This is a genomic window from Priestia sp. D3YE.R1, assembly GCF_049199565.1.
GTDB classification, from domain to species: domain Bacteria; phylum Bacillota; class Bacilli; order Bacillales; family Bacillaceae_H; genus Priestia; species Priestia aryabhattai.
In genome coordinates this window covers 131,469-144,294 of record NZ_JBLTHW010000002.1, presented here as the reverse complement: position 1 = coordinate 144,294, position 12,826 = coordinate 131,469, and the positions used below count along the sequence as shown (strand labels likewise).

Genomic DNA, 12,826 nt, shown 5'->3' with positions numbered 1-12,826 from the left:
AAAGCCCATCTTTAAAAAGATGGACTTCTTCCTGCTATTTAATCGCTTTATGAACTTTTAAATTCTTTCCTTTAATTGTTTTGTTTTTCATTGCTTGTAATACTTTGGGACCTTTTCCATTCAAAATCTCCACATACGAGACATTTTCTTGAATCGTAATAATTCCAATATCGTCTGCGGTTACTCCGTCTAATTTCGCAATTGTTCCTACAAAATCAACCGCTCTAATTTTCTTTTTCTTTCCTCCGTTAAAATACAGCTTCATAATGTCTTTATTTAATGACTCGCTTTTATCTTTTTTAACTTCTGGACGCTCATTGATTTTTTCAGTAAAAGCGGATGCTGCCTGCTGTACTTCTTCTTTGGAAGGAGGAGTGGATGTTGGAATTGAAAAACCGATATATTCTTCAATTTCCGATAGCATTCTCTCTTCATAAGGCGTTACAAATGTGATAGCTTTCCCTTTTTTACCCGCACGTCCCGTTCTTCCTGTACGGTGAACGTAGCTTTCTTTTTCTAGCGGAAGGTCGTAGTTAATAACGTGTGTGATATTATCAATATCAATGCCTCTTGCAGCTACATCTGTCGCCACTAAATAGCGGAATTTCCCTTTTTTGAAATCATTCATAACGTCAAAACGGTCTTCTTGCACCATTGCCCCGTGAATTTTATCACAAGGATACCCAAGATCATCTAAATCATCCAAGAGTGTATTTACCTGCTCTTGCGTGCGGCAAAAAATGATGCAGCTGTCCGGGTTTTCTACTTTAGTTACGGCTTTCAGCAGTTCAAATTTACGTTCATTTTCTACTGTTATAACAGAATGGTCAATCGTGCTTGTTGTTAATCCGTTCGCTTTGATTTCAACATCAACCGGCTTCTTCATATATTTGCGAGACAGCTCTTCAATATCTTCAGGAAGCGTAGCGGAGAAAAGCATCGTTACACGCTCACTAGGAAGACGTTGAATAATTGCTTCTACTTGGTCAATAAAACCCATATTCAGCATTTCATCGGCTTCATCGATAACCAAATAACGAATTTTCTCTAATGCAAGCGTTTCTTTTTCTATATGATCAAGCACTCGTCCAGGCGTACCTACAACAATATGTGTTTTTTGGTTTAACTCTACTTTTTGCTTAGCAAATGGTGATTTACCGTACACAGCAGCTGCTTTAATTCGCTTAAAACGGCCGATATTGGTAATGTCTTCTTTTACCTGTGCAGCCAGCTCTCGTGTAGGTGTTAACACTAACGCCTGGGGTTTATTTTCCTCCCAGTTAACTAATTCACACAGTGGAATACCAAAGGAAGCCGTTTTTCCACTCCCTGTTTGAGACTTCACGACCACATCTCTTTCTTCTAGCGCGATGGGAAGAACCTTGCTTTGTACTTCCGTAGGATGATTGTATTGCAGGCTAGAAAGTGCCTTAGCTACCTTATCGCTAAGACCATATTGACTAAAACTTCTTTGATTCATTTTGTACCCTCATTTATTTTAAATTAGTGATTATCTTTATCATGACCTGATGCACTATGTTTCATTATACTTTAATTCTTCTATACGCGCTCAAAATTTCAAATCACACAAGCCGCTTTTGGATATACACTCATTTTTGAATTCAAACTTATTTTCAGTTCATACACCTGTAATATAAAAAGTCAGTAAACTAACTAAGAAATAGTAAGGTAATAGTGAGCACTATCACTGGCTTGTTTTGGATATGTAGCATAATCCGTATAATCTATCCACTTGTATCTTTCTAATTTCCTTTCTAGCTTTTCACTAATTTCATCTTCAATCTCATGCATGAAAGCAACCGTTTCGTAAATGGTCATCCCAAATCGATTAGCTGCTTGGTGATGAGGAGAGTGTTCTTTGAGAAGTGTCAAAAACTGCGCTTTTGTTTCGGCCTGCTGTGCTAAACGATCTTCGACTCCTTCAATGAATTGATATAACATTCGTTTATTACTAGGAAGAGAAGCAATAATATCTCTTGCAAAAACCTCCATCATCTTTTCATTCATGGTCACTCCACCCTTCATCTTTTTATTCATTTTAAACGTAATGATTACGATTTACAATATAAAATTCTTTTTATATCTTGTACCTTCACTAAAGAAAGAGAAAAGCCGCTCTCTTATTAATAAGAAAACGGCTTTGGTATGAGCGATGAGGGATTCGAACCCCCGACCCCATCCCTGTCAAGGATGTATTCTCCCACTGAACTAATCGCTCGTGATATGTATTGACTATATTATAGAAAGAGTTATCTAATTTTGTCAACTATTTTTCTACAGTCCCCAAGTTGGAAGAACCGTCTTTACTTTTGATAAAATAAAAACATGCCGTAAAGGAGCGTGACGGGATGAAAGCACATGTTGAATTTTATTTTGATTTTGTCTGTCCACTATGTTTTCTAGCCACTAAGCCTTTAAGAGAAGCCAGTAAAGAACAAAAAGCTGAGATTGAATGGAAGCCTTTTGAGCTTTGTCCTGAGCCAGCCCAGCAAATGAAGCAAATAGAAGATTCTTTAGAGAAATCTTGGGATCAATTTATAGTGCCCTTAGCACAACAGCTGCACGTAGAAATGAAAATGCCGGACATGTCCCCAGTCCCGCGCACTCATTTAGCGCATGAAGGCTTTCATTTTGCTAAAAAACATGGTCAAGAAAGTGCCTATGTATATGCTGTTTTTAAAGCTTATTGGGAAGATGAAAAAGATATTAGCCAAATTGAAGTCTTAGCAGAAATCGCTGATTCTCTGCATTTAGATAAAGAGATATTTACGCGTATCTTAAAAGACCGGACGTTTGAACAAGTTCATAAAGATAGCTTAGCTCATGCTTATGAAGACGCTCATGTAACGGAGGTACCAACTTTAAAAATTGGCAGCCGCGTACTTCAAGGGTTTGCTTCTAAAGAAACAATCGAAAAAGCGCTGTTGCATGAACATTCTGCTAAGCTTGAAGACCGAGAGAAATGATTTACTAAGAGGTGCATTTGATGAATATTACTTATTATTTTAGTCGGTTTTTAGCTAAGAAACCGGATAGCCCAACGTATGAAAGCTTAGCTGCTTTACAGAACAAGCACATGCTTCATGTTCCTTTTGAGAACTTAGACGTTTTGTCTCAAACCCCTATTATCATTGATTTAGAACGGATTTTTCAAAAAGTAGTTGTGAATTTGCGTGGAGGATTTTGCTATGAATTAAACGGCCTATTTGGCTGGCTGTTAAAAGAAAGCGGATATGAAGTCTCTTACGTTTCAGCTACCGTCAAAAAACCCGACGGAACGTGGACAATTGAAGGGAGTCACGCTACAAACCTTGTGACGGTTGAAAATCAGTCTTACATCGTAGACGTTGGATTTGGAGATTCTGTTCGCAAGCCAATGCCTTTAAATGGCGAAGTAGTAAGAGATGTAAGCGGCTCTTATCGTATGACAAACGTTGCTGAGCATATGTATGATTTGCAGCGATGGGAAGATGATGTATGGAAAACGCTGTACCGTGTGTCTACGCTTTCTAAGAAACTGACTGACTTTACTCCTATGTGTGAGTTCAATCAAACGTCAGCCGATTCTCCGTTTGTACACAATCGTCTTGTTACTATCGCAACATCTACAGGGCGCATTACCCTCTCTGGTGAAACGCTAACTGTAACAGATGGTGGGAAAAAGACGAAAAGGAACGTTTCAGAAGAAGAAATACCTGATATTTTACAAAATCATTTTTATATTATTAAAGGATTTTATTAATATGTCCTTACACAAAAAAACCGGCCTCTTATGGGGCCGGTTTTTGTATAGGGGTAATCATCCTGTTTTCTACAGGCGACTTTAAAATAATTGAGGTATTCACATTTCCATAAGGAATCAGTTCATCCACGAGCATTCTAAGTCCATCCATTCCAGACACGGCTGCTTTGATAAAGTAAGAAACCGGCCCCGTTACGCGATGACATTCAAGCACGTCTTCATTTTGCTCAATAAAGTCTTCAAATTCCTCTGGTTTTCTTTTTAATTCGCTTACTTGAATAAACAGCTGTGTATCTCTTCCTAAAGCTTTCGGAGACACCGTAGCGCTGAAACGCTGAATCACTCCTCGTTCCTGAAGACGCTGCAGCCTTTCTGATACGCTTGGACGGCTAAGAGCAAGCTTTTTTGATAAATCACTAATCGTCATACGCCCGTCTCTTTGCAAAATAGACAATAATTGTGCATCGATTTGATCCATACAAACCTTTCCTTTCAAAATGAATATAATAAATAAAATCTTTATTCAAGTTGATAACAGAACAAGTATTATTTCCTTCATTTATACATGTGTTTTCTTTATTTAATATCCTATCATTAAAGTAGATAATTGAAAATGAAAATTCCGAAAAAACAAACAAAGGGGTTTATTTATGAAAAAAGTTTTATGGATTATTCTTGGATGTACGATTGCAAGTATTGGTGTTCTTATCTTGCGGCACTCTCACGTCGTGACGGGGGGAACAGCTGGTCTGTCTCTTAGCTTGTCATATGCCCTTCCTTTATCGTTTGCGGTGATCTTTTTTCTCATTAATATTCCGTTTTATCTCTTTTCCTTCTTTCAAATGGGATGGAAATTTACCGTCACAACTATAGGATCAGTGTCTTTGCTATCACTTCTCACTTCACTCGATCACTTGCTTCCTGCTTTTACACTTCCCAGCCTGATGGGTGCTGTTACGGGTGGACTAATTGCCGGTCTTGGCTTATCCATTTTATTTATGAACGGAGCTTCTCTCGGCGGTGCTAATATTCTCGCGTTATTCGCGCAGCGAAAATTCGGTTGGGATCCTGGAAAAGTGAATTTTTCATTTGATTTCCTTGTCGTGCTGTCGAGCATGTATTCAATTGGATTTTCAAAAGGAATTTTCTCTGTTATGTCCATTGCGATTACAGGGTTTGTCATAAGCTATTTCAAGCAAAAAATTGCTTTACACAATCAACCGACACCCACTGCTGCCACACAGCCTTTAGATAATGTGCTTTCTAAATAAAAAACACGATTTAGCTGTGACTAAATCGTGTTTTTCGTTTAAAGCTTTTCTACTTTTATAAAATCAAATTGGGCTTCATATCCTTCTCCTTGAGGACTACAAGCGTAAACTCCAACTTGAACAGGTTCTTTGGATGAGTGCAATAAGTGAGCGAGTCGGAGCTGAGTCCAGGAATCTCCATCACTTGAATAACAAACGGTGTAATCATCGTTTTTGCGCTGAATTTTAAAATAAAGCGCTGATTTGTTTTGAGTAAAATTTTGGCTGGACCAATCTGAGAAGCCCTGGTTGGTTACGACTGCTCCTAATTGGTTAGGTCCATCGGGATTGTATTCAACTGACGTTTTGATCCACGTATCTTTTGATACACGAATCATGAGACCTGCTTGATCGTAGCGATTAACTGGATATGTATGCACCTTGGTCATGATTTCAAAGTCGCCTTCTACTTCACGGTAAAGAAAGTGTCCATTGTCCGCTTCAAAGCCATAATGAGTACGCTGCCAAAAATCTGTTTTAGCGTCCGTTTTAATCACTAATCGATTCGTTTCCGTATCAATTTGAAATTGAGCTGGTGGACAATACCAAGAAACGTCTGAATCTAATTTTCCTTCTGAAAAGTTTGTGAAAAATACTAGTTGATTACTCACTCTCTGTCATTCCCTTCTTAGAAGCTATTGTTCTTCTATTTCTATTTTGCCATAATTTAACGAATAAATAAAATATTTTGATTATTTTTCTAGTAAATTCTTTTCTTTCATAAAAAAATAAGACTCTTTTACATAGAGTAAAAGAGTCTTATTTTTAGATTATTGCATTTAGAATAAGTGCTCCTGCAAAAGCAATAAAGGATAGAAGCGTTTCCAAAACAGTCCATGTTTTGAACGTTTCTTTTACTGTTAATCCTAAATACTCCTTCACCATCCAGAATCCAGCATCATTAACGTGAGAGAACATTAGTGAACCCGCGCCCGTAACGATAACCAGAAGTTCTAAGTTAACACCGGACATGTGCTCAATGATTGGTGAAACAATACCCGCTGCTGTTGTTAATGCAACTGTTGCTGAACCTGTAGCAATACGGATTAATCCAGCAATTAAAAATGCAAGTACCAGTGGTGATAGAGATAGATGTTCAGACATTTGACCAATCGTTGTACCTACTCCGCTATCGATTAATACTTGTTTGAAGCCACCGCCTGCACCAATAATTAAGACAATAGATCCTACAGGAAGCAAACATTCTTCCGTTAGTTTTTTAATCACATCTTTTGTCATACCTTGACGTTTTCCAAGCAGGTAAAACGCTGCAAAACAAGAAATTAATAGTGCAATCAATGGACTTCCTATTAGTTCTATAAATTTCACTAGGCCACTTGGCAATCCGTTAATAACAGGTGCTATAGCTGCTAAGACCATTAATAGAACGGGCAGTAAAATGACAAAGAACGAAACGCCTGTACCAGGAAGATCTTTTGATGTTGTCGTGATACGAATTAGATCAGGCTCTCCTTCTGGAACCACTCGTTTGTGAACCCATTTTGCAAAAACTGGTCCAGCAATAACTGCGGCTGGAATTGAAATGATTAACGCGTATAAAAGCACTTTCCCCGTATTTGCTCCGTAAATACTAATAGCTGCCATCGCTCCTGGATGAGGAGGAACGAGACCGTGAACAATTGATAATCCTGCAATAACTGGCAGAGCAATCAATAATATATTTTGTTTTGTTGTTTTATGAATCGAAATAACTAAAGGCAGTAAGATTAAAATTCCTACTTCGAAGAAAACAGGAATACCAATAATGAAACCTGCTACTAGCATTGCCCACGGCAATCTTTTCACACCGAATATTCTTACGAAATAATCCGCTACTTGCATGCCAGCACCTGAATCAGCCATCAGCTTACCTAAAATTGTTCCCAGTGCTAAAATTCCTACTAAGTGGCCTAAAACACCGCCCACTCCCGTTTCGTAAGCGGCAACAATTTTATCCATTGATAACCCAGAAGCAATTGCTAAAAACAAACTCGCAACCGTTAAACTGATAAACGCATGCCATTTAAAAACTGAAACACCTACAATAACAATAACAATTGCGACAACTGTAATAGCTAATAAGTATGCATCCATCTTGCTTTCCACCTTCCCCTTAAGTAAACGCTTTCTTTATGTAGCAAAAAAAGCTCTAAACCTGTTAATTTTTTAAAAAATAAGTTTTAATTATCGAAATCGTTTACATTAATTACATCAGAAAACGATTTCATCTTTTTATTACTTAAATTATATGAAAAAAAAATTCTTAAATCAATAAAAAAACTAAAAAAAATTTTATCAATTTTCTTCCATACAGTTTTAAAACATAAAAAAATCCAATCATGTTAATGATTGGATTAACCTTATTTATTTGGTGATGGTTGGATCAGCCGTTTGACTGTCAATAATCGGTTTTTCGCTTGTTTTTAACGTTATTTCTTCATATTCCCCCGGCGCTAATACACTTTTATCTCCTCTCATGAGATACGTGTAAGCGATGATAGAAATGAATAAACCAAATGTCCAGGCATTATCCCATAAAAAGCGCAGTTCAGGAATTAGTAAACCTAAAACGGGTATGGCTACGCCAATTACTAATGCATAAATACCGTTTTTATTAAAACCTGTTGAATAACTATAGCGACCGTTTACCTCGTATAAATCCTTTAATGCCATCTGTCTCCTTCTTACAAGCCAGTAGTCAGCAATGGCGATGCCGTCTATAGGACCAAGCAGCGCCCCATATGTTCCAAGCCAGCCGAAGATATAGTTCCCGAAATTAGACATGATGTACCATGGCTGAAGCAAAATAGCAAAGATACCGGTAACCAGTGCCCCCATGGCAAACGTTATTTTCTTTGGATTCAGATTCTCAATTGCACGGGCCGGCGCCACAATATTTGCTCCCACATTAATCGTTAAAGAAGAAAGCACGATAACGATTGTTCCTAAGAAAATGATAAACGGAGGGAATTTAGCTACTAACGCCACTGGGTCCCAAATTGCTTCTCCGAATATAACGATGGTTGCCGAGGTGACAGCAATTCCAATAAATGAAAAAATACTCATCGTCAACGGCAAAGAGAAGGTTTGCGCAACCATTTGAGATTTCTGACTTCTAGCATATCGACAAAAATCCGGGATGTTCAAAGCGAGCGTCGCCCAAAATGCAATGACTCCGGTTAAAGCAGGGAAAAATACAGCTAGAAATTCTCCAGTAGATGTAAATTTAGAAGGCGTAGATAAGATGGGGCCCCACCCTCCTGAGTTTGTATAAGCCCATATAAAAAGAATAATAGCTGAAATACCAATAACCGGAGCAGCAATCGCTCCTAATACTTTAATTGCTTGCGGTCCTTTATATGCCACTCCTACATTTAAAAGCCAAAAGAGAGCGAATACAATGGCTGTATGACCAGCTAAACCATTCCAAGATGAAAACGAAGCGCTTAGTAGTGTATCAATTGCTTCCGTTCCAATCCATGTATTAATTCCAAACCACCCAGCAGCCACAATGGCCCTAGCCAGTGCTGGGATATGTGCTCCTTTATCTCCAAACCACAGGCGGGCAAATACTGGATAAGGAATGCCAAACTTGGTTCCAGCGTGAGAATTAAGCAAAATAGGAATAAGAACAATCACATTTCCTAAAAAGATTGTACCAATTGCTTGCCACCAGTTCATTCCAAGCGTCATCATTCCGCTTGCCATTGTGTAAGCTGGAATACACAGACACATCCCAATCCAAAGCGTGGCAAAGTTAACTCCTTTCCAAGAATGTTCTTTCATCGTAGTAGGACGTAAATCTTCATTCCAAAGATCGCTGCCGCTCAGCTGATTGTGCGTCTCATCTGTGAGCGTCACAATTCCATCTTGCTCGATTTGTGTTTTCATCCATAAAACCCCTTTTCATAAAATAAGTTCATTTCAAAAAACAAATTTTATTTGAATTTTCTGAAATATAAAGGCGTTTGTGACGATTCCTTCTAGTATGTGATAAATACTAACGTTACCCCTTATTATATTTAATGCGAAACAGGGATACACTGGACAAATTGTAACATTATTTGAGGGAACTTTTATATATTGTGTAGTGTTAACTCTATTGGTTGTTAGATAACCTAACACACAAAAGATCATCGCCTGACAGCTTCAAGCGATGATCTTTAAACTTAATGTACGTATTTTTTTTGAAAAGCCGTAATGCTTGCGTATTCTTCTTTAAATAAGCGAGCCAAACGAATATAGATAGCCGTTAACTCTTTATATACTTCACTGTTTTCTTTGATTGGATAATGATGATTAGTCGCTCCAACCATATCGGAAACAACGTTTAATGAGTCAACTTCGCCAAGGCTATATAAGCCAAGGATAACTGCTCCTAAACATGAACTTTCAAAACTTTCCGGCACGGATACTTCTTGGTTAAAGATATCTGCCATCATTTGACGCCAAAGTGCGGAACGTGCAAATCCGCCTGTTGCCTGAATTTTTGTAGGCTCTCCAATTAACTCTTCAAGTGCCAATAACACCGTATATAAGTTAAAAATAACGCCTTCTAGTACGGCACGAATCATATGTTCTTTTTTATGATGCAGACCTAGGCCAAAAAATGAGCCTTTAGCATTTGCATCCCAAAGCGGCGCGCGCTCTCCTGAAAGGTATGGATGAAACAATAAGCCGTCTGCTCCCGGCTTCACTAAAGCCGCAATATCTGTTAATACTTCGTACGGATCTTTTCCAAGACGTTTAGCTGTTTCCACTTCCGACGCTCCAAACTGATCGCGAGCCCATCTGAAAATCATGCCTCCGTTATTTACAGGGCCGCCAATTACCCAGTGGTCTTCTGTCAACGCATAACAGAAAATACGACCTTTAGGATCGACTACTGGCTTGTCAGTGACTGCTCGAATCGCTCCGCTTGTCCCGATTGTCACCGCAACAACGCCTGGTTCAATTGCATTTACGCCTAAGTTTGATAATACACCGTCACTTGCACCTACAATAAAGGGCGTATCCGGAAGTAAATGCATGTCAACTGCAAGCTCTGGGTTTAACCCTTTTAACTGATGCATGGTTGAAACAGGAGTGGATAACTGATCGGTTGTAACACCTGCTACTTTTAGTGCTTCTTCATCCCACGCAAGATTTTTCAGATTAAACAAACCTGTTGCTGATGCAATCGAATAGTCGATAACATATTCGTTAAATAGCTTAAAGAATACATATTCTTTAATTGAAATAAACTTATGTGTTCCCTTCACTAATTCAGGCTGTTCATTAGAAAGCCATGTTAGCTTGGAAAGCGGCGACATCGGATGAATAGGCGTGCCCGTACGTAAATAAATCTCATGGCCATTGTATTCATTTTTAATTTTTTCCGTCCATTCTGCACTTCTATTATCCGCCCACGTAATACATTTTGTCAGCGGCTTTCCCTGCTGATCAACGGCAATAACACTGTGCATAGCTGAGCTGAATGAAACGCATAAAATATCCTCAGGTTTTACATCGCTTGTTTTTACAACCGTTTGAATGGTACGTACAACTGCTTGAAAAATTTCTTCAGGATCTTGCTCAGCCATCGCGGGCGTAGGCGAGTATAGTGGATACTCAATCCCATGGTTAGCAATGACTGTACCGTCTACTGAAAACAATACAGACTTTGTACTCGTTGTTCCGATATCTACACCTATTGCATATTTTTTGCTCATGCTGCTGTCCCCCTACTTTACTACTTTACTTATTTACAACACCGTGACCGCCGAATTCATTTCGAAGTGCTGCTACAACTTTTCCTGTAAATGTATCTTCCTCTAATGAACGATAGCGCATCATTAGCGATAAAGCAATAACAGGAGTTGCCGTTTGAAGATCAAGGGCAGTCTCTACGGTCCATTTCCCTTCACCAGAAGACTGCATGACTCCTTTAATACTATCTAGTTTAGGATCTTTTGAAAACGCATTTTCCGTTAGTTCCATTAACCAAGAGCGAACAACAGATCCGTTATTCCAAACGCGCGCTACGGCTTCATAGTCGAAATCAAACTGACTTTTTTCCAGAACTTCAAATCCTTCAGCAATGGATTGCATCATTCCATATTCTACACCATTATGAACCATTTTTAAAAAATGACCGCTTCCGCTTTTACCTGCATACATAAATCCATTTTCTACGCAAATATTATTAAAAATTGGTTCAATTGTACGGAATGCTTCTGCATCTCCGCCAATCATTGTACACGCTCCGTTTCTTGCGCCTTCCATTCCGCCGCTTGTCCCTACATCAAAGAAGTAAATACCTTTTTCCTGAAGATCGTTAGCACGTCGAACAGATTCTTTATAATTAGAGTTTCCTCCATCTATTACAATATCTCCTTCTGACAGAAGATCTTTTAGTTCTGTAATAACATTTTCCGTTACTTCTCCAGCCGGAACCATAACCCATACAACTTTAGGTGAAGAGGGAAGTTCATTGACTAACTCTTCAATAGTAAAGGCACCAGCCGCTCCTTCATTTGAAAGTTTTTCTACCGCTTCTTTATTCACATCATAAGCTACAACTTCATGATGGTTGTCCATTAAATTTAATGATAAATTATATCCCATTTTTCCTAAACCGATTAATCCAATTTTCATTTTACAAACTCCCTTTGAAAAAAAATTTCACATTACCTTCATTATACGAATTATTTTTCATTTTGCAATCGTTTACAAGAAAATTTTTTTCACACATATTTTTGTGCTATACTCTTTTTACTACTAAATTCGTGGAAAGGAACATCAGTTATGACGCAAAATTGCTTAGGAAAAATTCGTTCTCACTATGCTAGATTCAGTGAAAAAGAGAAAAAAATTGCAAATTATATTTTAGAACAGCCAGAACAAATTATTCACAGTACCATTAATGAAGTAGCAGACGATTTAAATGTAGCTGATGCAACGGTCTTTCGCTTTTGTAAACGAATTGGCTTCAAGGGCTATCAAGCGATGAAAATAGCGCTGGCTGCTGAAATTATGACACCCATTCAGCAGATTCATGAGGAAATTGCTGAAACGGATAATGAAAAAACGATCGCTGAAAAAATCTTTCGCTCCAACGTGAGAACGCTTGAGAATACATTACAAATACTAGAGGGCAATGCTATTGAAAAAGCCGTGAAACTTCTGATGAAGGCCGATAAAGTTCAATTTTATGGCACGGGAGGCTCTTCAGTCGTGGCTATGGATGCTTTTCATAAATTTGTGCGAACAGGAATTAAAACGTTTGCATTTATCGATTCCCACTTCCAGCTTATGTCAGCTTCTCAATTGACGAAACAAGATGTAGCGGTAGTAATTTCTCATTCTGGAACAAATAAAGACACGATGAACATTTTAAATACAGCAAAAGCGAACGGTGCCAAAACGATCGGGATCACGGGTTTTCCTAAATCTCCATTAAGTCAAAACGTTGACGTTTCTCTTTATACAAGTTCAGAAGAAACCGAATATCGATCTGAAGCTCTCGCCTCGAGAATTGGACAGCTAAGCCTCATTGATGCTTTGTATGTTAATGTAATGATTGCGAATAAAGACACCTCTAAACACTCGCTTGAAAAAGTACGCGATGCTATTGCTGAAACTAGAATTTAATGTTTCGCCCTTATATATTCTTCAACTACAACATCAAACAGAGCATAAAATATATGCTCTGTTTAGTGCCGTTCTTCACTTAAATTTTTCAGGTTTTCATTCTCATTTAACATTTTCTAAG

The 12,826-nt window shown here is 38.3% G+C and carries 12 protein-coding genes and 1 tRNA gene; 4 read left to right on the top strand and 9 right to left on the bottom strand.

Features of this window, described 5'->3' with window-relative positions; genetic code table 11:
* Positions 1-34: 34 nt before the first annotated feature.
* The 3 genes from ACOZIR_RS13075 to ACOZIR_RS13065 all read right to left on the bottom strand — a co-directional run bounded on the left by ACOZIR_RS13075 (position 35) and on the right by ACOZIR_RS13065 (position 2,239).
* Positions 35-1,480: a DEAD/DEAH box helicase gene (locus ACOZIR_RS13075; RefSeq protein WP_415383637.1), complete on the bottom strand. Its 1,446-nt coding sequence runs from the start codon at positions 1,478-1,480 to the stop codon at positions 35-37.
* A gap of 194 nt (positions 1,481-1,674) precedes the next feature.
* The gene (locus ACOZIR_RS13070) at positions 1,675-2,028 is read right to left on the bottom strand and encodes a hypothetical protein (protein ID WP_415383636.1); all 354 of its coding nucleotides are present in this window, start codon (positions 2,026-2,028) and stop codon (positions 1,675-1,677) included.
* A 139-nt stretch (positions 2,029-2,167) separates the two neighbouring features.
* A tRNA-Val gene (locus tag ACOZIR_RS13065) sits at positions 2,168-2,239 on the bottom strand.
* 130 nt (positions 2,240-2,369) lie between these two features.
* On the opposite strand from ACOZIR_RS13065, the gene ACOZIR_RS13060 reads away from it, so the two are divergent.
* Positions 2,370-2,987 (top strand): DsbA family oxidoreductase, encoded by a 618-nt coding sequence (locus ACOZIR_RS13060; protein ID WP_415383635.1) that lies wholly within the window; start codon positions 2,370-2,372, stop codon positions 2,985-2,987.
* Positions 2,988-3,007: 20 nt separating this feature from the next.
* Positions 3,008-3,763, top strand: a complete 756-nt coding sequence (locus tag ACOZIR_RS13055) for an arylamine N-acetyltransferase family protein (protein WP_045291871.1) — start codon at positions 3,008-3,010, stop codon at positions 3,761-3,763.
* Positions 3,764-3,791: 28 nt separating this feature from the next.
* Here the strand turns inward: ACOZIR_RS13055 and ACOZIR_RS13050 are convergent, their stop codons facing one another.
* Complete coding sequence (locus ACOZIR_RS13050) at positions 3,792-4,241, bottom strand: Lrp/AsnC family transcriptional regulator (RefSeq protein WP_216142910.1); 450 nt, start codon at positions 4,239-4,241, stop codon at positions 3,792-3,794.
* Positions 4,242-4,413: 172 nt separating this feature from the next.
* Between ACOZIR_RS13050 and ACOZIR_RS13045 the strand changes: the two genes are divergently transcribed.
* Complete coding sequence (locus tag ACOZIR_RS13045; RefSeq protein ID WP_045291873.1) at positions 4,414-5,034, top strand: YitT family protein; 621 nt, start codon at positions 4,414-4,416, stop codon at positions 5,032-5,034.
* A 38-nt stretch (positions 5,035-5,072) separates the two neighbouring features.
* Here ACOZIR_RS13045 and ACOZIR_RS13040 read toward each other — a convergent pair whose 3' ends face one another.
* The 5 genes from ACOZIR_RS13040 to gnd form a co-directional block, all read right to left on the bottom strand.
* Positions 5,073-5,684 (bottom strand): DUF1349 domain-containing protein, encoded by a 612-nt coding sequence (locus ACOZIR_RS13040; RefSeq protein ID WP_045291875.1) that lies wholly within the window; start codon positions 5,682-5,684, stop codon positions 5,073-5,075.
* Between the two features lie 154 nt (positions 5,685-5,838).
* A complete protein-coding gene (locus tag ACOZIR_RS13035; RefSeq protein ID WP_045291876.1) occupies positions 5,839-7,167 on the bottom strand; it encodes a gluconate:H+ symporter in 1,329 nt (442 codons plus the stop codon).
* Positions 7,168-7,437: 270 nt separating this feature from the next.
* Positions 7,438-8,964, bottom strand: a complete 1,527-nt coding sequence (locus ACOZIR_RS13030) for an NCS1 family nucleobase:cation symporter-1 (RefSeq protein ID WP_415383634.1) — start codon at positions 8,962-8,964, stop codon at positions 7,438-7,440.
* 278 nt (positions 8,965-9,242) lie between these two features.
* Positions 9,243-10,784 carry a gluconokinase gene (gene gntK / locus ACOZIR_RS13025; RefSeq protein ID WP_045291877.1) on the bottom strand — a complete coding sequence of 514 codons (1,542 nt, stop codon included), beginning with the start codon at positions 10,782-10,784 and terminating at the stop codon, positions 9,243-9,245.
* 25 nt (positions 10,785-10,809) lie between these two features.
* On the bottom strand, positions 10,810-11,709 hold the full coding sequence (gnd, locus tag ACOZIR_RS13020; protein WP_421535627.1) for a phosphogluconate dehydrogenase (NAD(+)-dependent, decarboxylating): 900 nt from the start codon (positions 11,707-11,709) through the stop codon (positions 10,810-10,812).
* Between the two features lie 150 nt (positions 11,710-11,859).
* On the opposite strand from gnd, the gene ACOZIR_RS13015 reads away from it, so the two are divergent.
* The gene (locus ACOZIR_RS13015) at positions 11,860-12,705 is read left to right on the top strand and encodes a MurR/RpiR family transcriptional regulator (RefSeq protein WP_014461544.1); all 846 of its coding nucleotides are present in this window, start codon (positions 11,860-11,862) and stop codon (positions 12,703-12,705) included.
* Positions 12,706-12,826: the final 121 nt, after the last annotated feature.

Excerpts from the sequence above, each read along its gene's own strand:
- ACOZIR_RS13035 (WP_045291876.1), bottom strand. The coding sequence starts at position 7,167 with ATGGATGCATACTTATTAGCTATTACAGTTGTCGCAATTGTTATTGTT.
- ACOZIR_RS13055 (WP_045291871.1), top strand. The coding sequence starts at position 3,008 with ATGAATATTACTTATTATTTTAGTCGGTTTTTAGCTAAGAAACCGGAT.
- ACOZIR_RS13075 (WP_415383637.1), bottom strand. The coding sequence starts at position 1,480 with ATGAATCAAAGAAGTTTTAGTCAATATGGTCTTAGCGATAAGGTAGCT.
- gntK (WP_045291877.1), bottom strand. The coding sequence starts at position 10,784 with ATGAGCAAAAAATATGCAATAGGTGTAGATATCGGAACAACGAGTACA.
- ACOZIR_RS13015 (WP_014461544.1), top strand. The coding sequence starts at position 11,860 with ATGACGCAAAATTGCTTAGGAAAAATTCGTTCTCACTATGCTAGATTC.
- ACOZIR_RS13060 (WP_415383635.1), top strand. The coding sequence starts at position 2,370 with ATGAAAGCACATGTTGAATTTTATTTTGATTTTGTCTGTCCACTATGT.
- ACOZIR_RS13050 (WP_216142910.1), bottom strand. The coding sequence starts at position 4,241 with ATGGATCAAATCGATGCACAATTATTGTCTATTTTGCAAAGAGACGGG.
- ACOZIR_RS13045 (WP_045291873.1), top strand. The coding sequence starts at position 4,414 with ATGAAAAAAGTTTTATGGATTATTCTTGGATGTACGATTGCAAGTATT.
- gnd (WP_421535627.1), bottom strand. The coding sequence starts at position 11,709 with ATGAAAATTGGATTAATCGGTTTAGGAAAAATGGGATATAATTTATCA.
- ACOZIR_RS13030 (WP_415383634.1), bottom strand. The coding sequence starts at position 8,964 with ATGAAAACACAAATCGAGCAAGATGGAATTGTGACGCTCACAGATGAG.
- ACOZIR_RS13070 (WP_415383636.1), bottom strand. The coding sequence starts at position 2,028 with ATGAATGAAAAGATGATGGAGGTTTTTGCAAGAGATATTATTGCTTCT.